We start from the raw sequence: 21,668 nt of genomic DNA on the forward strand, positions 1-21,668 counted from the left end.
AATTCCTTTTACGCGTCCAAATTTTGTTTCTGAGCGTTTATAATTACGGTTTTTTGCGAAATTAAGCTCATATTAAGCAAACACGCTTACTTGTCGTTAACCATAAGTGTTGGACACTGAACGCGGGTGCTTTTGCGCCCTGAAAGCGTCTAGTGCCTGAAACGCATGGGAAACGAGGACATGAGAGTAGCGCGTATTGCCGTCATTGTTGTCGCTTTGGTCGCCGGATTGTTTGCTTTGGTGTTGGCCAGATCACTTGGCACCCAGAAGCAGGAAGTCCAGGTGGAACCGGCTGCGCCAGTTGAGCAGATCGAGTTGGCTGAAGTGCTGACCGCTGCGCAGAATGTTTCGCTCGGCACAAATTTCACGGCCAATCTCTTTGCATGGAGCAAATGGCCAAGAGCCAATCTCGGCCCCGGCTATATTGTGCGTGATGAACGCCCCGAAGCCGATAGCGAACTGGTTGGTGCTGTTGCGCGCGGGTCTTTCCTGCAGGGCGAGCCCATTACCGAAGGCAAGCTGGCCATCGGAGGCAAAGGCATGATGTCTTCGGTTCTGCTCAAGGGCTATCGGGCCGTCGCAACGCCTATTTCGGCGGCAACGAGTGCGGGCGGCTTCATTCTTCCCAAAGACAAGGTTGATGTCATTCTTACCGAGCAAGGCAAAAATGGCGCCAGCTCTGAAACCATCCTCAATAATATCCGGGTTCTGGCAATCGACCAGACAACTGAAGAAAAGGACGGGGTGAAGGTGGTTGTCGGGGAAACCGCGACATTGGAGCTGTTGCCTTCACAGGTTGAAAACCTCTCAGCGGCTCAGGCCGACGGAACCATATCGCTTGTCTTGCGCTCTCTGGAAGATGCTGAAGACGATACCGAGGTCTCTCAGGCCAACAATGGCACCGTAATCATGGTGCGCTCCGGTATGATGAGCAAGAGGACAGTAAAGCAATGATCAGATTTTCGCTTGGTATGAAAATGGTCACACACCGCGGACTGTCTGGCAGGGCCCTGCCGGTCATGATGCTTGTCTGCCTGATGACCCTGCTTTGTCTGGCTCCCACGTCCGGAGCTTTTGCCGGATCTGAGATGCGCCTCAACGCCGCCAGTGCCAATGGGCGCAACATTGATGTCGGGCTCAACAAGTCTGTGGTGATCGAAACCCCGCGTGATGTGCGCGATGTGCTGGTTTCCAGTCCGTCTGTTGCAGATGCGGTGGTGCGCACGCCGCGCCGGGTCTACATCATCGGCATGGCGATAGGGCAGGCCAATGTGATCCTGTTTGATGGCAACGGCAATCAGATCGCCAGCTTCGATGTCAATGTTGCACGAGACAACGCCTCTCTTGCTGCTCTGTTGCGCCGCATGATCCCCTCGTCCAACATCCGCGTGGATGGTGTCGGTGAGGGGGTGGCGCTCTCCGGTTCGGTTGAGCGACCAGCAGATGCGGAAAAAGCCATGGATCTGGCTGCCACCTATGTTGGCGACCGCGAGAAAGTCAGCAACTATATTTCAGTCGAGGCCCGTGAGCAGGTTCAGATCCGCGTCACCGTGGCTGAGGTGGAGCGCAGTGTTATCAAGCAGCTCGGCATCAGCATGGGAGGTGCTCTTTCACGTGGTATCTTCACCAGTTCCGGGCAGATCTCCAACCCCTTCTCGGTTGCCTTGCAGAATATGTCTGAAAGCGCTTTGGGCATGAGCCTGGGAGGCACAGACAACTATTTGACCACGGTCGTTCAGGCCATGGAGCGCAACGGATTGATCCGCACCTTGGCCGAGCCCAACCTGACGGCCATTTCCGGCGAGAAAGCCGATTTTCTGGCTGGTGGCGAATTCCCCATTCCGGTCGGTCTGGACGATGGCAAGATCATGGTCGAGTTCAAGCAGTATGGTGTAGCGCTATCCTTCCGCCCGATTGTTCTGTCGGAAAATCGCATCAGCTTGCAGATCAAATCCGAAGTTTCGGAAATTTCGTCAGACCAGACGGTGACTGTCGGCAGCACCAATGCCCAGCTCTCCATTCCAGGCTTGAGAACCCGGCGTTCGTCAACCACGCTGGAATTGCCCTCCGGGGGCACCATGGCGATGGCTGGTTTGTTGCGTGATGACATACGCAAGAATATCGACGGCTTCCCTTATCTCAAGGATTTGCCGGTGCTGGGTGCTCTGTTCCGGTCTCGCGACTACAAGCGCAATCAGACCGAACTGGTGTTCTTCGTTACCCCTTATATTGTCCAGCCGGTGGCCAAATCGAAAGTGGCTCTGCCCACAAAGAATGTCGAGCCATCATCCGATATGAATGACATTTTCCTTGGTGCTCTGACCCGTCGTTACGACATGGTCGGCGGGAATGGACGCCGGGGTGTAAAATATAATGGCCGCTTTGGCTACAGTTATGAGTGAGGGCATGGCAATGTTCAAACATGGTGAGATCACGCCAATGCAACAATCCGGACGACAGCCAGTGGCAAAATCCTCCTTTTTGCGAGGGGCCGCTATTGTTGCGTGCGCCTTGGCGCTGGTCGGGTGCGAATCCAAGCGGGAAGTGACCGGCTCGGTTTCTCAGGACTATCGTTTGCGCCATCCGATCACCTTGCAGCAATCGGCTCGCACACTGGATATTCCGGTCGGTGTGCATAGCGAAAAGCTGACCCCGTCATCGCAATCTGCCATCGCGGCGTTTGCGCGGGACTTCAGCCGTGAACGTGCTTCGGTCATTCAGGTCATGGTGCCATCTGGAGCCGTCAACGAGATGAGCGCTGGCTTCATGGCAAGGGAAATCAGAATGGATCTGATGCGGCAGGGCGTACAGTCTGCCCAGATCGATATGCTTCCCTACACAGCAACCGATGCGAGCGATGCGCCGATCCGTTTGGCCTATCCGCGCATGGAAGCCAAGACACTACCTTGCGGAACCCACCCTGAAGATCTCGGACGCAGCATGAATAACAGGCAGCATTTCGACTTTGGATGTACGACACAGCAAAATTTCGCAGCAGCCGTTGCCAATCCGCAGGATCTGATCCAGCCACGCGGATGGGAACCGCGCGATTCCATGCTGCGCTCGGCCATGTCGGGCAAATATCGCGATGGCAAGGAAACCTGGTCAAGCAGTCTGGATACCAAATCCGGTTCTAGCTCGGAGGTCGGGCAATGAGTGATCAAACAATTCCAGCTATTGGCTTCGAGGATGATCCGGAATTGCAGGCATTCCAGCAGGAATTGTCTGGCCCCGGCTCCAATGACGCGATTGACATCCGTCCCTTGCCACGTGTGTCCATTTCCGCCTTTTGCGAGACGCCGCAAATTCAGGCCACCATTGATGCGATCAGTACAGATCGACGCCTGTCGCGGGTTCATTTGAAATCGGTATCGGGTGGAGTCCAGTCGGCGATTGAGTTTTTCTCCGATACGCCGACCCCGAATCTGCTTTTGCTAGAAGCGAACCAAAGCTACGAGATGCTGATCGAAGATCTCGACCGATTGGCTGAGGTCTGCGATGTGGGCACCAAGGTCGTGCTGATCGGCCATATCAACGATGTTCAGATGTATCGTGATCTGGTGCGCCGTGGCGTGTCCGAATATATCGTTGCGCCTGTCGGCCAGATTGAACTCATTCAGGCCCTGAGTGATCTGTTTGTAAGCCCCGACGCCGAGCCATTGGGCAAGACGGTCGCTTTCATGGGGGCCAAGGGCGGGGTTGGATCCTCGACCATGGCGCACAATATCGGATGGTCGATCACCACCAGCAACCAGCAAGATGTCATCATCTCTGACTTTGACGTTGCGTTTGGCACCGCCGGGCTCGATTTCAACGAAGATCCTCCGCAATCCATCGCTGATGCGATCAAGGCCGGCGAGCGTCTGGATGATCAGTATCTGGAGCGTCTTCTGACCCGGTGCAGTGATCGACTTCATTTGCTGACGGCCCCTGCCGTGCTTGACAATACCTGCGACTATGACGCCGAATTCTTCGTGCAGATGGTGGAGCTGCTGCAGAATAGCGCACCTTACACTGTGCTTGATCTGCCTCATGTCTGGACCGACTGGAGCAAGGCCCTGCTTATGGGAGCAGACGAAATCGTCATCACGGCGGTGCCTGATCTCGCCAACCTGCGCAACGTAAAGAACCTGTTCGACCTGATTGACCAGGAACGTCGCGGCGAACGGCCACCGCATCTGATCATCAATCAGACCGGCATGCAGAAACGCCCGGAGATTAAGCCAAAGGATTTTTCGGCAGCTCTTGAGCGTGACGCCTATATCGAGGTTCCCTTCGAGCCGGCGGTGTTCGGGCAGGCGGCCAACAATGGTCAGATGATCAGTGAATTGGGGTCTGGTGCAAAGCTGGTGGAGTTGTTCGACAATCTGGCCTCCGATATCACGGGGCGATCGGAAGCGCCCAAGACAAGCAAGTCCCTTTTCGCACCGCTTTTGCAGAAGCTGAAAAAGTCCAAATAGTATCGAGTTAGTCTGGTTAGTAAGATATGTTCGGAAAACGTGGAACAGAAGGCGCCAAAGTTGCGGTGCCAGTGAGCAAGCCAAAGGCGAGCACCTCAAAGCCTGCGCCTTCCAAACCTTCTGCCAAGAAGGACGAGGAAAGCTATAAGCAAGCGGTCGAGGTGAACTATCAGCCCATTGATGATGGTGCTGCCTCTGGCCGTTCCGAACAGTATTTTGACATCAAGACCTCGGTTTTCGGCGCGCTCATCGATACGATCGATCTGGCACAGATGGCGCGGCTGGACACGGATTCTGCGCGCGAGGAAATCCGCGACATCGTTTCCGAGATCATCGCCCTGAAGAATATCGTTCTCTCGATCGCCGAGCAGGAAGATCTGCTGGATGATATTTGCAATGATGTGCTGGGCTATGGCCCGCTTGAGCCGCTTCTGGCACGCGACGATATCGCCGATATCATGGTCAACGGCGCCGAGAAGACCTATATCGAAACTCAGGGTAAGGTTTATCTCACCAATGTTCGCTTCCGCGACAATGGCCAGCTGATGAATATCTGCCAGCGCATCGTGTCTCAGGTTGGTCGTAGAGTGGATGAATCAAGCCCCATCTGTGATGCCCGCTTGCCCGATGGCTCTCGTGTGAACGTGATCGCGCCGCCTCTGGCCATTGATGGCCCCACGCTGACCATTCGTAAATTCAAGAAAGACAAGCTGACGCTGGATCAGCTCGTGCGGTTTGGTACCATTTCGCCCGAAGGGGCTCAGATCCTCAAGATCATCGGGCGCGTACGATGCAACGTGGTGATTTCCGGCGGTACCGGCTCGGGTAAAACGACACTGCTCAATTGCCTGACCAACTATATCGAGAATGACGAACGTATCGTCACCTGCGAAGACGCTGCCGAATTGCAGCTACAGCAGCCGCATGTCGTGCGTCTTGAAACCCGCCCGCCCAATCTTGAAGGGGAAGGGCAGATCACCATGACTGATCTGGTCAGGAACTGTCTGCGTATGCGCCCAGAGCGGATCATCGTGGGCGAGGTGCGTGGCTTTGAAGCCTTCGACTTGCTACAGGCCATGAATACCGGCCATGACGGCTCCATGGGTACCTTGCACGCCAACTCCCCTAGGGAGGCTCTTTCTCGTCTGGAAGCCATGATCACCATGGGCGGCTATAATCTGCCAACCAAGACCATTCGCGAGATGATCGTAGGCTCCATTGACGTCATCGTTCAGGCTTCGCGCCTTAGAGACGGCTCTCGTCGGATCACTCACATTACCGAAGTGACCGGTATGGAGGGAGACGTCATCACCACTCAGGACCTGTTCCTCTATGAAATAACCGGGGAAGACGCCGCCGGCAAGATTACGGGCATGCACCGCTCCACTGGCATCGGCCGCCCGGCCTTTTGGGAACGTGCGCGCTATTACAACGAAGAAACAGCCTTGGCCGCTGCGCTTGACGCGTCCAACATCGAACCGGGCACTTTTGCCTGATCTGGAGGAGACATGGATTTTATCAGTAGTGATTTGATCTTTGCCATCGCGCTGGTTGTTCTGGTCGTCTTTTCCGTTATCGGAATCGCCTGGGGTCTTTTTTATCCGCGTCTTTCCAAGAATTATAACCGCGACCAGCGTATGCAGGCTGTCTCTATGAGCCGCATTCAGATTGCCGACAAGCGTCTGAAATCGGCCAACATAGACCGGCGCAAGGACATCGAGGCCAACCTCAAGCAGATGGAAGATCTGCAAAAGAAGGGCAAGGAGAAAAAGCAGTCTCTCAAGGCACGGCTAAGACAGGCCGGGCTCACGATAACGCCAAGGCAATTCTGGCTTTATAGTGCCGTGAGTGGTGTGGTTTTCTTTTTCATTGCCTTGCTGGGTGGCTCATCCATCACCATTTCCACAGGTGTCGGCATCGTTGGCTTTCTGGGCGTTCCCCATTTCTGGCTATCGCGCAAGCGCAAGAAACGCATGAGACAGTTCATTGCAGAATTCCCCAACGCGGTCGACGTTATTGTGCGCGGCATCAGAACCGGATTGCCTTTGGGCGACTGTCTGGCGATTGCCGCGACAGAAACCGCCGAACCCGTGCGCAGCGAATTCAAGCGTCTTGTTGATGAACAGGCAATGGGGCTACCGCTGGCAAAAGTTGTACCGCGTCTGCATCAGCGCGTGCCCTTGCCGGAAACCAACTTTTTCGCCATCGTTATCGCCATTCAGGTACAGGCCGGTGGCTCCTTGTCCGAGGCTCTGGGGAACCTTTCGCGTGTTTTGCGATCTCGTGCCCAGATGAAGGAAAAGGTGCAGGCCCTCTCGACCGAGGCCAAGGCGTCCGCAGCCATTATCGGCGCGATGCCGTTCATTATCGGCTTCATGACCTACCTCACCCAGAAGGATCTCATCATGATCCTGTTCCAGGAATCGATGGGGATCATGCTCGTGTGTGGGGCCTTGGTCTGGATGGGGATCGGGGTTCTGGTTATGCGGGCGATGATCAATTTTGATATTTGAGTGTTCGGTCGCTGCGACGCGAGTGTCCCAAGGCAGGGTGCAACAGTGAGGGAATGAAACATGGCAGGCTTTGAAGTTCAGGATCTGTTTGCGCTGCTAACGGCCATTGCTGTGATCGCCTCGATTCTTGCCGTGGCGATGCCTTTCCTTGAGAAGGATCGCCTCGGCGAAAGAATGCATGAGGTCGCAAGCGAGCGGGAACGCATTCGCAAGCGGGAACGGGCTCTTTTGAATAGTGGCGGCAAGGAAGGGCGCATTTCTTTGCGCCAGGAGCCTAAGGAACTGATCGTCAACATCGTGGATCGCTTCAAGATGCGCGATGCCTTTTCCGATAAGGAGACCCGCATCAAGCTCAAGCAGGCCGGTTTTCGTCTTGAAAAGCATGTCATGACTTTCACCTTCGCACGCATCATCGGGCCTTTCGCCGGCCTGCTGATATCGCTGTTCTATGTCTTCGTTATGTTGAAGCCTGACTATCCGCCGATGGTAAACCTGTTTATGTGCGTGCTGTTTGCCTATGCCTGTTATTATGCGCCTTTGCTCTATTTGCAAAATGTGAGAAACAAGAGGCAGGCGTCTATTACAAGGGCTTGGCCGGATGCACTGGACTTGCTTCTGATATGTGTTGAGTCCGGCATGACCGCCGAAATGGGCTTCCAGAAGGTGGCCACCGAGATCGGGACAGCCAGCGTAGAGCTGGCAGAAGAATTGACCATCCTGACTGCAGAACTGTCCTATTTGCAAGACCGGCGGATTGCCTATGAGAATATCTCCGATCGTACCGGGCTTGAAGGTGTTCGCGGTGTCATGACGTCGCTCATTCAGGCTGAGCGCTACGGGACGCCGTTGGGAGACGCTATTCGCGTGATGGCTGAAGAAAACCGCTTGGCCCGCATGACGGCTGCTGAGAAAAAGGCTGCTGCCCTACCGCCAAAGCTGACCGTGCCGATGATCCTGTTTTTCCTGCCAGCGATTTTCATCGTGGTTCTGGGGCCAATTGCCGTGCAATATTTCACGACCCACTAGCAGGATCAGCCCTTGGAAGGGCTATCCGCGGGGTAAGCAAGCAAAAGGAAGCAATATAAGAAAAGGGCCGTGAAGGCCCTTTATCATGTGTTCAGCCTGCTGTGTTAGCCGCGCACACCTTATTGCGGCTGCAACCCGAGATCTCAGATCAGCCTTGCTTCTTGATCTTGTCCCAATTGTTGCGCTGGCTGAGCATCTCTTTCAGATAGGCCATATTTTCGGCGGCTTGCTGAGGAGAAAGCTCGTTGCTGGCGATGGCCTCAGCTTCCCCGAATTTGCCTTGCAGCCCCAGCGCCAGCGCCAGATTTTGCCGAACGCGACTGTCTGCCTTGGGGTTCTTAGCCGCGCGGCGCAGATAGCTTTCAGCCGATACCAGATCGCCTTCCAGCAAGTAGGACAGACCATAGTTGCTCAAGACGCTGGGAGAGTCCGGAGCCTGCAGCAAGGCCTTGTCGTAATGGCCGCGGGCTTTTTGGAAGTTGCCGGTCTGGTCATAGATTGCACCCATGGCGCTATCCAGCCGCCAGTCAGGCGTCGTTGGGGTCTGGGCGGTCTGCAACACCTGTAGGGCTTGTTGGAAGCGTCCGACGGTGGCCAACGCCTTGCCATAGGCGGCCAGAATCACCCGGTCTTTCGGATGTTCGGTTGCCAGCTTTTCCAAAACAGCAAGCGCCTGATCGTGACGGCCGAGCAGACGCAGAGACTGCCCATAATTGAGGGCGGTCTTGGTATCCTTGTTATTGTTGCGATAGCGCTTTTCCCAATAGGTCACCGAGGCTCTGAGCGCTTCCTCAGTGGCATAGCTTGCACCCTGATGGGTCGAGGACGACGTGCTTTTCTTGTTCGAGGAGCACCCGGCAACGGCGATGACCAGAGCGATGGAGCCAGCGAGCATGATCTTGCGCATGGCGTGGGATGGTTTTGCATTCAATTGAGCATTCATGGAGCAAACCTCTGAAATCGGCACCGCAGGCGAAACCCGTAACAATCGCGCCATCTGCGGCGCGGGATCGCATATGTTCCAGAAATAAAGTATTAACCCTAATGCTTGGTTAATTCTCGCAATTTGCATGCATTTGGGCTGTGCGGATTTCTGAGTTTTTCTACCTTTTTGTGAGGATGCGCGAACTGGGCAGTGCCCTGTCATTGCCTTTGCGAAATTTGTCAAATGCATTAGGCTTGTTCGTCATTGGCGGATTGATTCCAGTCGCTCGAAAGCCCATCTTGATAACAAGCAATGATAAATGAGAAAGAATGACAATGCCGATTAAACCTGATTCCTGCCCTGTTTATTTCATCAATAGTGATTCCGGGGCGCTCTTGCCCAAGGCGCTGTCTGCTCCGGCGACCCAATGGATTGAAGCGACAGGCTTTGCCGCCAAGGAAGGTGAGGTTTGTCTGGTGCCCGGACCGTCCGGCACATGCGAAGCAGTGCTGTTTGGCCTTGGCAAGCAAGAGAGCAAGACAGCATCTCCCCTGCTGCCCGGGCTTTTGCCGGTCAAGCTGCCTGCTGGGCGCTATCATTTTGCAGATACTGACAGGTTTGTTGAAGATCCGCAGGCGCTGTTTCTGGCGACACTGGCCTGGCATTTGGGCTGCTATCGCTTTGATCGCTACAAGGAAAACGCCAAGGAAATGCCTCAACTCGATTGGCCCGAAGGCGTGGATAGTGATGAAGTCCTGCGTCAGGCCAAGGGGTGCAATCTGGCCCGCGACCTGATCAATGTACCATCCAATGATATGGGCCCCGATGAGCTTGAGGCGGTGACGCGCGGGTTGGTCGATACCCATGGCGCTAAGCTTGAAGTCACCACGGGTGACGCCCTGCTTGAGAAGAATTTCCCGATGATCCATGCCGTGGGCCGTGCATCCCCACGCGCACCCCGTCTGCTTGATTTCATCTGGGGCAAGGAGAGCGATCCGAAAGTGACTCTGGTAGGCAAGGGCGTTTGCTTTGATACCGGCGGGCTCAATATCAAGCCGGGCAACTCCATGGCGCTGATGAAAAAGGATATGGGCGGGGCCGCCAACGTTCTTGGGCTTGCGTCCATGATCATGTCCGCAAAGCTGCCGGTGCGGTTGCGCGTTCTGATCCCTGCCGTGGAGAACTCCATTGCGGGCGATGCTTTCCGGCCCGGAGATGTGCTGCAGAGCCACAAAGGCCTGACGGTCGAGATCGGTAATACCGACGCCGAAGGGCGCCTTATTCTGGCTGATGCCCTGTCCTTGGCTGACGATGAAGAGCCTGAAATGCTGATCGACATGGCCACCCTGACCGGCGCAGCGCGCGTGGCGCTTGGTCCGGATCTACCGCCATTCTATAGCGATGATTCCGAATTGGTGCATGCCATTGCCAGCGAAAGCCATCGGCAGTGGGATCCGCTCTGGAATATGCCGCTGTGGAATGCCTATGACGCCAAGCTTTCTTCCGATATTGCCGATGTGAACCACATCTCCTCTGACGGTTTTGCAGGCTCGATCACCGCCGCTCTGTTCCTGCGTCGTTTTGTGGCCAAGACCAAGAGCTGGGTGCATTTCGACATCTTCGGCTGGGCCCCTGCAGCTCAGGCGGCGCGCCCCAAAGGGGGCGAAGCGCAAGGTATTCGTGCGCTTTATAACCTCATCCGCAATCGCTACGATGTGAGTTGGTCATAACTGAGCAATACATCATCAAAGTTGTTATTTGCGGGAATTGAGCCTTTGGCTCGGTTCCCGCATCTTGCTTGCGGGCCATGAATCTGCATTAATTACACAGGGGCGCGCGCAGGAAGCCGGAATATACGTGGATTCCGGGATCGGGTTGGCCATGGTGCCCGGGGGTTTTGTGAATTGATGTCTATGGATATTTGCGCTGGCCAGGCGTTGAAATTATGGCACGACGTGACCCATGATATGGTGCTGGAAGATGAAAGCGACCTCTCTGCACGGCAGATGATGGTGCTTCTCACAGTCTATATGGAAACGCCGCCTCATACTGTGCGAGGCCTTGCGGCGAAGCTGGGAGTTACCAAGCCTGCCATCACCCGCGCGCTGGACACAATGGGCCGAAATGGCCTTCTGACCCGCCGCCGCGACGACATGGACAAGCGCAACGTGGTTATCTTGCGCACCGTCAAGGGTGCGCTCTATGTCGAAAAGCTCGGCTACAAGATCGTTCACAAAGCCCACCAGATAAGCTACTGACCCTCAAGGCCATCTCCCCACAAAGACAGCTCCTCTCTTGGAGCCTCAATGAGTAAAGAAAGTTCATGTTGAATTCGTCCCTGAATGCCTTCCGCCCGGATCTTGCCGACAAACGCCTTGAAGGGCAGGTGGAGGCCGAACGCTTCGTTGATCCCGTCATCAAGCGGGTGCAGGTGCCCGTCGCACCGCTCAAATCCGGTCCGGACGGGCGCAGTGGCCTTGATACGCAAGCCATGCTCGGCGAAGTGGTCAAAGTTTTTGAAGAAGGCGCTAACGGCTGGAGCTGGGTGCAGCTGGATGGTGACGGCTATGTCGGGTACATTCCTTCCAACGCGCTGGGGCCGTTTGGTGGTTCTCTCAATGATGAATTCATCGCCGGAGCGCCGACCCACAAGGTGAGCGCCGTGCGCACCTTTGTCTATCCGGGGCCGGACCTGAAATATCCTGCCGCGGTTTTCCTGTCGATGGGCACAGGGCTCATCCTTGGCGAAGAGCAGGAGGTGCGCGGCACGCACTATCGCAAGCTGCTAAACATGCCAACGCCCAACGGGGAAGCCGGTTGGGTGGTTGCCCAACATGTGTGCGAGGTCGAAAGCAAGGCGGAGGATTTCGTCGCCGTTGCAGAAAGCCTGATCGGTACGCCCTATCTTTGGGGTGGCAAAAGCTCGCTTGGCATCGATTGCTCCGGGCTGGTGCAATTGGCTGCGGAAATGGCAGGCATCGAGATGCTGCGGGACGCCTCCATGCAGGAAAAGGAAGCAGGCGTTGCGCTGGATATCTCCGCAGGGCTCCCCGAATTGGCGCGCGGTGACCTCATTTTCTGGCCCGGCCATGTGGGTATCATGACCGATCCGGACACTTTGCTCCATGCCAACGGCCATCATATGGCGGTGGCAAAAGAGCCGCTCGCCGGAGCGATTGAGCGCATAGCCCAGAATGAATATGGCAAACTCAGAACGATCCGGCGGCTGACAAAATAGCAAAGGGTGGGCTTAATAGCCCACACCCCGATCAACGATACCGACCATCGGCTCGCCCGCTTCGTTGCGCTTGATCTGCTCGACGATGCATTTCGTCGTGGCATATGGCGCGCTGACGGCAGCGATGTGCGGCGTGATGATGACGTTGGGCAGCTCCCACAACGGGCTGTCAGAGGGCAGGGGCTCCTGCTCGAACACATCCAGCGAGGCGCCTGCCAGAATGCCCTGATTGATTGCGGTGGCAATATCGTCTTCCACCTGAAGCTTGCCGCGCCCCGCATTGATGATCACCCCACCGCCAAGAGGGCCATCCTTGGCCAGCTTCTTGAACAGATCGAGATTGAGAATGCCTTCGGTCTCCGGCGTGTGCGGCAGCAGGGAGACCAGAATGTCGGTCTTGCCCAACATGGTGTCAAGGCCGTCTGCGCCATGATAGGTCTCAAGGTCTGCGATTTCTTTGGGGGACCGGCTCCAGCCGGAGACGCGATAACCTAAATTCTGCAGCTTGCGCGCCGCTGCCAGCCCCAGAACGCCGATCCCCAGCACGCCAACCCGGAAGTCTTCTGCGGCAGCATCCGGTATCTGTGTCCAGTCCTTGCGGGACTGAAGTTTAAGGCTGCGCAGGCTGTGGCGGTGATGCATCAGAACATTGAGCACCACATATTCGCACATGCGGGCGGTAAGATCATCGCCTATAACCCGTACAATGGGCACGTCTGGCAGGTTCGGCTCTTGTGTCAGGAATTCGACACCAGCCCCCAGAGAAAAGATGGCTTTCAGGTTCGGCAGATCATTGAGAAAGGCCGTGTCGCCCTTCCATGCGAGGGCATACTCGATCTCTTCAAGATTGCCAAGGTTGTCAGACAGGCGGACTTCAGCTTCGGGCAGCAATTTATTCAGATTTTCGATCCAGGCGGGAATCTCCCAGCCCTTGGCGGTCAGTGCAATTTTCATGAAATGGTGTCCTTTGGAAGGCTATGGCTCTTTTGGTCGGCACAATAAAGTTTGTTTGAACCCAATGGCAAGTCAAAGCGACCAAAAGGAAAGCACAGTTCACAAAAGGAGCCCACCATGACACGCAAGACTTGCAGTTTTCTCTTGATTTTACTTTTGGCAACCCCGGTTTCTGCTCGTTCGATAGTGCCCGCAGGAGATGCGGTATCAGATTTGAAACGCTGCGAGCAGATCCGCAAGGAAGCGATAAAACACGATGATCGGCATTTGATGAAAGAATATACCGCTTGTATGAACCGCATTCTCCGCGGAGAACCCGCTTTCCCCTCGGGCCCGGTCCAACTGCCAAGCGATGATGAATAACATGGTAGTGAAGGTGCAGAGCCGGATGCGAGATCAGCTTAGTAGCTTGTTAACCATGTCCAGATTGGTCGAAGGATATTAAGGTTGTTTAAAACTCGATGGTGCAATTTCAGGTGGTTTTGACCTCAGCTGACCTTTTGCCATGTTCTTTAAACAATTTTCCAATGTTCTCATTATTCCGGTCGCCCTGTTTGGCCTCATTGCCTTTGGGCTCGTGAATATCAACGGAGTCTGGCAGAAGAAGCTGGATGCAGAAGCCGAAGGTGTTCATCTAAGCCGCCAGCAAATGTCTGAAGAGCTTGATGAAGCCTACGACCTTCTCAATCGCTATCATCCTTACGCCCATCTCTACCGCTCAAGGAAAGAGCTCGATCTGGTCTATGCTGCGATCAAGAATGATATTCGCCAAGACAATGATCTGGCGACAGCCTACTTGCTGCATGCGCGCATGATGGCGTCTGTCTGCGATTATCACACGAGTATTTTCGTAGGCGAGCATCGGTTGCCACGGGCATTTGAGCTTTACCGCATCAAATCAACTCTTTGGCCGGTCAGGTCTCGACCGCTGGAGATTCGTGATGACGAGCTGATGGTTGAGGTCGATGGAGCCATGCGGTCGTTGGTCGAGATCAATGGAACATCGCAAGAGGCATTGCGCGACATGCTGCAGGCGGTTTGGCCCAAGGATGGTTGTCTTCCGCCAGACACCGTGAATACGCAGCATTTTCAACTGCTCTATGAAATGGTTTTGCATGGCATGTGGGGAGAGAGACGCGAGGCTGCTTATAGTTACACCGACCGTGACAGCACGGCCGAGATCAAGGGAAAGCTGGATTTTGAGGCAAAACGAAGAAGGCCAACGCGACAGAACAAATATATGTCCCAGATTCAATTGTTGCACCAATCCGGTTTTGAAAGGCCGCAAAGAAAATCGCAGCGGGGACTATCTGTTGCACAGCCCTATGCCTTCTTTTCCCCCCAGAAGGCGGCAGTCTATCTCCACCTGCCTGACTTCAAGAGTTATGAAGCTGTAGGCAACGATTATAAAGCGATATTCAGCACTATTCGTGCCCATGAGCCCAAAACCCTAATCCTGGATTTGAGAGACAGCGGTGGTGGAAATAGCCGGACTGAAATGCTGATAGCGGCACTGCTTGGCGTCGATACTTCCAAATTTGTGAGCTATAATGTCTATCGTCATGGAGCGCTTCATCTCCCTGAAAATTACGAGCCCGATGGAATGCTGGAAAATTGGGCTACTAGTTTGGAATCGGAAGTCGCTCAAACAGAGCCAAGGGTTGGCGACAATCATATGATTGCGATAAAACCGGAGACGTTTGATGTGCCGGGCCTTGAAAGCAAGCTTTATGTGCTGATCGGGCAACGCACTGCCTCAGCTGCCGGTATTTTGGCAGCGCAACTCAGGCAGTTTCGTGGAGCCACCCTTGTGGGCATGCCGACTACCGTACGCGCCAATCGCATGTGCGCGAGGGCTCCGGGCTCGTTCGAAATGCCCTATAGCAAACTGAAACTGAGGATCCCGATCGTCTGCCTGGTGGATGAGACTTTGCCTGACGGCCGGGTTGAACCGGACATCCTGATCGATGGCTATCCGGCCAGTCTCATCGATCGAGAGAGAAAAACCTTGGAATTTGTGCTTGATAAGCTTTAGCCCGCCTCTTTTTCCCCAGTCTCTTTAATCTGCCACCACACCTTCCGGCGCCGTTTCCATGCGCAAGGCGGCTGCCATGAGGGCCTTGGTATAGTCGGTTTCCGGTGCGTCGAAAATCCGCTCGACTATGCCTTCCTCAACCACCTTGCCATTGCGCATGACGATCACGCGGTTGGACAGGGCCCGCACCACCTTGAGGTCATGGCTGATGAACAGGTAGGTGAGATCATGCTTGGCCTGAAGATCGCGCAAAAGATCGACCACCTGTGCCTGCACGCTCATATCCAGCGCACTGGTCGGCTCGTCCAGCATGACGAATTTGGGTTCCAGCACCATGGCGCGAGCAATGGAAATACGCTGGCGCTGCCCGCCGGAAAATTCATGCGGATAGCGATGGCGGGTCTCCGGATCAATGCCCACTTCCTTGAGCACGGCGACAACCTTGGCGTCACGCTCTTGCGCACTGAGATGGGGAGCATGGATCTCAAGACCCTCATCTACGATCTGGGCAATGGACATACGCGGAGACAGGGAGCCGAAGGGATCCTGAAAGACGATCTGCAAATCACCGCGTTTCTCTCGCATGGCCTTGCTGTCGAGGCCATCAAGCGCGTTGCCCTGAAAGACAATCGGACCCTTCGATGAAATCATGCGTAACAGGGCCAGCCCAAGCGTTGTCTTGCCCGAACCGGATTCTCCCACGATGCCCAGAGTTTCGCCGGACCGAATGGCAAGGGATATGCCATCCACGGCTTTGATATGCCCCACGGTCTTGCGCAGGAAACCGCGCTTGATCGGGAACCAGACCTTGAGATCATCGGTTTCAAGCACGATCGGGGCATCATCTGCCACCGGTCGCGCTCGTCCGCTTGGTTCGGAATTGAGCAGATGCTTGGTATAGGCATGGGAAGGGGTGGAGAAAATCTGCTCGGTCGGGCCGTGCTCGACAATCTGCCCCTTGGTCATGACGCAGACCTTGTCTGCCAGCTTTTCAACGATGCCCAGATCATGGGTGATGAACAACAGCGCCATACCATGGGTCTTCTGAAGCTTGCGCAGAAGCTCAAGGATCTGGGCTTGAACCGTGACGTCAAGCGCCGTGGTTGGCTCATCGGCGATGAGCAGCTCAGGCTCGTTGGCAAGTGCCATGGCGATCATCACGCGCTGGCGCTGGCCACCCGAAAGCTGATGCGGATAGCTCTTCAGCCGCTTCTCCGGCTCACGAATGCCCACGTCATTAAGCAGCTCAAGCACCCGGGCGCGAGCCTGTTTTTCGCCCATGCCATGATGGATCGAGAGCACTTCGCCAATCTGCTTTTCTACCGTATGCAGCGGGTTAAGTGAGCTCATGGGTTCCTGAAAAATCATGGAAATGCGGTTGCCGCGCACCGAACGCAGCGTCTTGTCCGGCGCGTTGAGCAGGTCGACGCCATCGAACAGCACTTGCCCGGAAGGGTGAGACGCCGCCGGATAGGGCAACAGCTTGAGGATCGATAGAGCCGAGACAGACTTGCCCGAACCGGACTCGCCCACCAGTGCCATGGTCTCCCCTTTTTCCAGATCAAAGGAGATGCGATCAACGGCCAGCTGTTCCTTGCCCTCCTGCATGAATGCGACAGACAGATCCTTGACGGAAAGAAGCGGTGAAGAAGAATGGGTCTTGGTCATTGGCTTCCCTCCTTAGTGAAATGTCTTGCGCGGATCAAAGGCATCGCGCACCGCTTCGCCAATAAAGATCAACAGGCTCAGCATGATGGAAATGGACAGGAACCCGGTAATCCCGAGCCACGGAGCCTCGATATTTTTCTTGCCCTGCGCCAACAGCTCGCCCAGCGAAGGCGAGCCGGGAGGCAAGCCGAAACCAAGGAAATCGAGCGATGTGAGCGTCGTGATGGAGCCATTGAGGATAAAGGGCATGAAGGTGAGCGTTGCCACCATGGCGTTGGGCAGCAGATGCCTGAGCATGATGGTGCGGTTGGAAACCCCCAGCGCACGGGCCGCTGAAACATATTCGAAATTGCGCGCGCGCAGAAATTCGGCGCGCACCACCCCCACAAGCGCCACCCAACTAAAGAGCAGCAGGATGGAAAGCAAGATCCAGAAGCTTGGCGTGATGATGGCCGCGATGATGAGCAGCAGATAGAGCTGCGGCACTGAGGTCCAGATTTCGATGAAACGCTGGAAAATGAGGTCCGTCAGGCCGCCGAAATAGCCCTGAACAGCGCCTGCCGTCACTCCGATGATTGAAGAGAAGAAGGTCAGCGTCAAACCGAACAGAACCGAAATGCGGAAGCCATAGATGAGGCGAGCCAATACGTCACGCCCCTGGTCATCCGTACCGATCCAGTTCCAGTTGCCAATGGTGCAGTTGCGGTCATTGACCCCTTCATCAAAGGGCGCGCAACGCACCTCTTTATCAAGCATCCAGCTTGGCGGGGCAGGGGCCGGGACAGGCAGATCCATATTGACGGTCTTGTAGCTATAGCGGATCGGCGCCCACAAGATCCAGCCGTTGGCGTCAATCTCATCCTGAATGAACGGATCGCGATAGTCGGTTACCGGAAGGAAGCCGCCAAATTTGGTTTCCGGATAATCCGTCATCAAGGGTGAGAGGATCTCGCCCTTGTAGGAGACCAGAAGCGGCTTGTCGTTGGCAATCAATTCGGCAAACAGCGTCACCAGAAACAGGGCGAGGAACAGCCACAGCGAGATGTAACCACGTCGGTTGGCCTTGAAACTCTTGAGGCGCCGCTGGTTGAGCGGAGAAAGGCGATCACGAAAGCTTGGTTTGGCTGGTTTTGTCATGTCTTTGTTGCTCATTCCTATACCTCCCTGCTCTCGAAATCGATCCGGGGATCAATGAGCATATAGGTGATATCGGAAACAAGACTGATGAGCAGACCCATCAGCGAGAAAATGTAAAGCGTGGCGAAGACCACGGCATAATCGCGGTTGATCACGCTTTCAAAGGACAAAAGCCCCAATCCATCGAGCGAGAAAATCGTCTCGATGAGCAGAGATCCGCCAAAGAAGGCGCCAATGAAAGCTCCGGGGAAACCGGCGATGATGATGAGCATGGCATTGCGGAACACATGGCCATAAAGCACCTGATGTTCGGTAAGCCCCTTTGCGCGGGCCGTTACCACATATTGCTTGCGGATTTCATCAAGGAAAGAGTTCTTGGTCAAAAGCGTCGTGGTGGCAAAGGCAGAAAGCGCCATGGCTGTGAGCGGCAAGGCTAAATGCCAGAAATAGTCGAGGATCTTTTCCCACCAGCTGAGATCTGCGAAATTGTCCGAGACAAGTCCGCGCAGGGGGAACAGATCGAAGAAAGAACCGCCAGCAAACAGCACGATCAGCAAGACCGCAAACAGAAAGCCCGGAATGGCATAGCCGACGATGATGACTGCGCTGGTCCAGACATCAAATTTGGACCCATCGGATACCGCCTTGCGAATGCCCAGCGGGATGGAAATCAGGTAGGAGATCAGCGTCATCCAGAGACCGAGCGAAATGGAAACGGGCATCTTTTCCTTGACCAGCTGCAACACGCTGATATCGCGGAAATAGCTGTTGCCAAAATCGAAAGTGGCGTAGCTGCGCAACATGCCAAGGAAGCGTTCCAGAGGGGGCTTGTCAAAGCCGAATTGCTTTTCAAGATCCTTGATAAAATCCGGGTCCAACCCCTGTGCGCCACGATATTTGGAGGTGATATCCTCACCACCTCCACCGCCGCCGGTTCCCGTTCCGGCAAAATCGCTGCCGCTGCCGGAAATGCGCGCTGTGGCCGACACATCGGTGCCTGTGACCTGTGCGATAACGCGCTCGACCGGCCCGCCGGGGGCAAACTGGATGACCGCGAAATTGATTGCCATGATCCCGATCAGCGTCGGAATGATCAAGAGGAGACGTCGCAGAATATAAGCGCCCAAAAAGTCTCTCCATCCTCTGGTCCGGCTTTCTGTCTGATTGCTTGCCGGTTTTGTTTGGTCTCTATCGGGCTTTTTACCCGTTGTGGCTCTGGCGGATTGAAAGGGGCCATCGTGAGCCATAACCCTTTGGTAACCATAAATCAGAATTTGGTTACCGAATTGCTCAAAGAGACGAAAGAGAGGGCCTCCTGTCCACCACTCCATCTCGTTTGAGCCAAATCGCGCCCTTGTTCGGGCGTTTGTGCTGTTCCGCAAATGTGGCAAAGCACCAATCCATGAAGCCTTTTCTCCTCACAAAGCCTCATGGAAAATTGGACATCTACTGCGTCGCTTCGGCAGACCACCAAATCGTGGGGAAGCCCACCGTCATCATCGGCAACGGATTTGGATGCTTGAACTTGCTCCAATAAGCGATGCGCGTTGCCGGCATGGTCCAACCGGGAATGATATAATGGTTGGCCAGCAAAACCCGGTCCATTGCCTTGACGGCGTTGATCAGCCCTTCGCGATCCTTGGCATAGACAACCTTGTCGATGAGGGCGTCCACGGCTGGATTTTTGATGCCCGCATAGTTGGCTGAACCATCCCTGTCCGCAGAGGCGGACCCGAAATATTCGCGCTGCTCGTTGCCCGGAGACAGGCTCTGCCCCCAGCCCAAATACACCATGTCATAATCGCGGTTGCGCACGCGGTTGACATACTGGGCACTGTCCACCACACGTGGGATCAGTTTGATGCCAACGCGCTCCAGAGACGCCTGAAGACGCAGGGCAACCCTCTCGAAAGCACCACCATTGAGCAGATATTCGATCTCGAAGGCTTCGCCCTTGGCGTTACGCATGACGATTTTCGTCGGGTCGCTGGCGAGCCCTACGGCCACCATGATCTTATGCAAAAAGCCGTTGTCGCGCTTTTCCTCGTCCACTTCGGTGCGCGGCTCCCAGCCTGCTTCCTTGAAGAGATCAAGCGCCTTCTTGAGATTGTCGCGCAGATCTTCACGGCTTTCCACCTTGGGGTTGGTGTAAGGCTCAAAGGCCGAGGCAGGGATCTGGTCGCGCAGCGGTTCCAAAAGATCAAGCACTGTCCCATCGGCCTCACCGGAAGACGCCAGCTCGGTTCCGAAGAAATAGCTGTTGATGCGGCTATATTGGTCATAGAAGAGCGTGCGGTTCATTTCCTCGAAATTGAACACATAATTGAGCGCTTCACGAACCTTTGGATCCTGGAATTTTTCACGTCGCAGGTTCGGGATGAACCCAACCATCACGCCGGACGATTCATCGGGCACCACTTCCTTTATGACTTTGCCTTCTTCCAAAGCGGGGAAATCATAACCGGTGGCCCATGTCTTGGCGGTGGTTTCGATCCGGAAATCATAAGCACCTGATTTGAAGGCCTCGAACATCACCGTATTGTCACGGAAGAATTCATAGCGAACCTTGTCAAAATTATTCTCACCGACATTGATGTTGAGGTCTTTGCCCCAATAATCATCCACGCGCTCATATTCGACATATTTGCCGGGAGAGAAATCCTTGACCTCATAGGGGCCAGAACCAAGCGGTGGTTCCAGCGTTGCGTGGCTGATATCGCGCTGTTCGCCTTTGTCGTCGGTCTCGGTCCACCAATGCTTTGGCAGGATCAGCAATTCGCCAACGATGAAGGGCAATTCGCGGTTGCCGGTCTGATCGAAGGTAAAGGTCACTTCTCGCTCGCCTGTAATCTCGGCAGATTTGACGTGCGAATAGTAGAATTTGCGCTGGGGGTTCAGCTCGATGGATTTCTCGAAGGACCAGATGACATCTTCCGGCGTGACCGCAACACCATCATGCCAGCGGGCATTTTCGCGCAGGCGATATTTCACATAGGAAAAATCCGGTCCCACATACATGGCTTCAGCCAACAGGCCGTAGCTGGTTGAGACTTCATCATAGGAGGGAGTGAACAGGGTTTCATAAATAAGCCCCAACCCGGATGCCGCTTCGCCCTTGGTCAGGATCGGGTTAAAACTGTCATAGCTCCCTGTGACCGCAAGCCGTGCGGTGCCGCCCTTTGGGGCGTCGGCGTTGACATAATCAAAATGAGCAAAGTCGCCTTTATATTTCGGTTCACCCATGAGGGAGGAGCCACTGACCCATGTCTCGAATTCTACCGCGCTTGCCGTGCCGTCTCCGTCAATCAGGTTGAGTGCGCCGCTCGATAAAAGCGCAAGGGAAAGGAACCCGGCTCGGAGGGCCGAAAGGCCGCGACTAGGTAAAGATTGAGACACTCTGTTTCTCCTGTGGCACCTTCTTCATCTGGCATTGCGCTTCAAGCGCCGCTCCAGGAAGAAGTGTCGTTACATGATTACGTTGCATATCCAGACAAGCAAAGGCAATGAGCCCTTAGTCACCGCTCTGACGGTCTTTTGATATCATTCCGATTTGGACCACCTTAGCAAAGCTGACAATGGTCGAGTAGCCGCAATTTCAGGCAAATGCCGTCTTGAAAAAGTCAACGCATCAAATAATGAAAATGTTCAAAAGCAATAGGACCGGAATATGGCATTTTCTGCCATATTCCGTGAATTTTTCGTAATGATGTCA

General features: G+C 54.9%; 18 protein-coding genes. 12 read left to right on the top strand and 6 right to left on the bottom strand.

Annotation, left to right across the window (positions count from 1 at the left end):
* Window positions 1-180: 180 nt before the first annotated feature.
* From cpaB to BM258_RS05640, 7 genes are read left to right on the top strand one after another with little or no spacing between them, the layout of a single operon-like run.
* Window positions 181-954, top strand: a complete 774-nt coding sequence (gene cpaB / locus BM258_RS05610) for a Flp pilus assembly protein CpaB (RefSeq protein WP_175527938.1) — start codon at window positions 181-183, stop codon at window positions 952-954.
* Complete coding sequence (locus BM258_RS05615; RefSeq protein WP_090069831.1) at window positions 951-2,402, top strand: type II and III secretion system protein family protein; 1,452 nt, start codon at window positions 951-953, stop codon at window positions 2,400-2,402. Before cpaB ends, BM258_RS05615 begins: the two co-directional genes overlap by 4 nt.
* Window positions 2,403-2,406: 4 nt before the next feature.
* The gene (locus BM258_RS05620; RefSeq protein ID WP_175527939.1) at window positions 2,407-3,156 is read left to right on the top strand and encodes a CpaD family pilus assembly protein; all 750 of its coding nucleotides are present in this window, start codon (window positions 2,407-2,409) and stop codon (window positions 3,154-3,156) included.
* On the top strand, window positions 3,153-4,460 hold the full coding sequence (locus BM258_RS05625; RefSeq protein WP_139229207.1) for a CpaE/TadZ family protein: 1,308 nt from the start codon (window positions 3,153-3,155) through the stop codon (window positions 4,458-4,460). Before BM258_RS05620 ends, BM258_RS05625 begins: the two co-directional genes overlap by 4 nt.
* 26 nt (window positions 4,461-4,486) lie before the next feature.
* A complete protein-coding gene (locus BM258_RS05630) occupies window positions 4,487-5,956 on the top strand; it encodes a TadA family conjugal transfer-associated ATPase (RefSeq protein WP_090069834.1) in 1,470 nt (489 codons plus the stop codon).
* A 12-nt stretch (window positions 5,957-5,968) separates the two neighbouring features.
* On the top strand, window positions 5,969-6,973 hold the full coding sequence (locus tag BM258_RS05635; protein WP_090069835.1) for a type II secretion system F family protein: 1,005 nt from the start codon (window positions 5,969-5,971) through the stop codon (window positions 6,971-6,973).
* A 60-nt stretch (window positions 6,974-7,033) separates the two neighbouring features.
* Window positions 7,034-7,999, top strand: a complete 966-nt coding sequence (locus tag BM258_RS05640) for a type II secretion system F family protein (RefSeq protein ID WP_090069837.1) — start codon at window positions 7,034-7,036, stop codon at window positions 7,997-7,999.
* A 148-nt stretch (window positions 8,000-8,147) separates the two neighbouring features.
* Here the strand turns inward: BM258_RS05640 and BM258_RS05645 are convergent, their stop codons facing one another.
* A complete protein-coding gene (locus tag BM258_RS05645) occupies window positions 8,148-8,942 on the bottom strand; it encodes a tetratricopeptide repeat protein (protein ID WP_244544603.1) in 795 nt (264 codons plus the stop codon).
* Between the two features lie 311 nt (window positions 8,943-9,253).
* Between BM258_RS05645 and BM258_RS05650 the strand changes: the two genes are divergently transcribed.
* The 3 genes from BM258_RS05650 to BM258_RS05660 all read left to right on the top strand — a co-directional run bounded on the left by BM258_RS05650 (window position 9,254) and on the right by BM258_RS05660 (window position 12,162).
* Window positions 9,254-10,654, top strand: a complete 1,401-nt coding sequence (locus BM258_RS05650; protein WP_090069839.1) for a leucyl aminopeptidase family protein — start codon at window positions 9,254-9,256, stop codon at window positions 10,652-10,654.
* A gap of 177 nt (window positions 10,655-10,831) precedes the next feature.
* Window positions 10,832-11,182: a MarR family winged helix-turn-helix transcriptional regulator gene (locus tag BM258_RS05655; protein ID WP_090069841.1), complete on the top strand. Its 351-nt coding sequence runs from the start codon at window positions 10,832-10,834 to the stop codon at window positions 11,180-11,182.
* 65 nt (window positions 11,183-11,247) lie between these two features.
* Entirely contained in the window at window positions 11,248-12,162 is a 915-nt protein-coding gene (locus tag BM258_RS05660) for a C40 family peptidase (protein WP_090069843.1), read from the top strand.
* Window positions 12,163-12,174: 12 nt separating this feature from the next.
* Here BM258_RS05660 and BM258_RS05665 read toward each other — a convergent pair whose 3' ends face one another.
* Window positions 12,175-13,116: a 2-hydroxyacid dehydrogenase gene (locus tag BM258_RS05665; protein WP_090069845.1), complete on the bottom strand. Its 942-nt coding sequence runs from the start codon at window positions 13,114-13,116 to the stop codon at window positions 12,175-12,177.
* A 117-nt stretch (window positions 13,117-13,233) separates the two neighbouring features.
* On the opposite strand from BM258_RS05665, the gene BM258_RS24235 reads away from it, so the two are divergent.
* Both BM258_RS24235 and BM258_RS05675 read left to right on the top strand, forming a co-directional pair.
* Complete coding sequence (locus BM258_RS24235) at window positions 13,234-13,479, top strand: hypothetical protein (protein ID WP_139229208.1); 246 nt, start codon at window positions 13,234-13,236, stop codon at window positions 13,477-13,479.
* Between the two features lie 142 nt (window positions 13,480-13,621).
* Window positions 13,622-15,151, top strand: a complete 1,530-nt coding sequence (locus BM258_RS05675) for a S41 family peptidase (RefSeq protein WP_090069848.1) — start codon at window positions 13,622-13,624, stop codon at window positions 15,149-15,151.
* A gap of 24 nt (window positions 15,152-15,175) precedes the next feature.
* Here the strand turns inward: BM258_RS05675 and BM258_RS05680 are convergent, their stop codons facing one another.
* The 4 genes from BM258_RS05680 to BM258_RS05695 all read right to left on the bottom strand — a co-directional run bounded on the left by BM258_RS05680 (window position 15,176) and on the right by BM258_RS05695 (window position 21,352).
* On the bottom strand, window positions 15,176-16,819 hold the full coding sequence (locus tag BM258_RS05680) for an ABC transporter ATP-binding protein (RefSeq protein ID WP_090069850.1): 1,644 nt from the start codon (window positions 16,817-16,819) through the stop codon (window positions 15,176-15,178).
* 12 nt (window positions 16,820-16,831) lie between these two features.
* Window positions 16,832-17,971 (bottom strand): ABC transporter permease, encoded by a 1,140-nt coding sequence (locus BM258_RS05685; RefSeq protein WP_090069852.1) that lies wholly within the window; start codon window positions 17,969-17,971, stop codon window positions 16,832-16,834.
* A gap of 2 nt (window positions 17,972-17,973) precedes the next feature.
* Window positions 17,974-19,083, bottom strand: a complete 1,110-nt coding sequence (locus BM258_RS05690; protein WP_090069854.1) for a microcin C ABC transporter permease YejB — start codon at window positions 19,081-19,083, stop codon at window positions 17,974-17,976.
* A 319-nt stretch (window positions 19,084-19,402) separates the two neighbouring features.
* Window positions 19,403-21,352, bottom strand: coding sequence for an extracellular solute-binding protein (locus tag BM258_RS05695; protein ID WP_090069857.1), 1,950 nt, complete (start codon window positions 21,350-21,352; stop codon window positions 19,403-19,405).
* Window positions 21,353-21,668: the final 316 nt, after the last annotated feature.

The organism is Cohaesibacter marisflavi, from assembly GCF_900115225.1.
GTDB lineage: Bacteria > Pseudomonadota > Alphaproteobacteria > Rhizobiales > Cohaesibacteraceae > Cohaesibacter > Cohaesibacter marisflavi.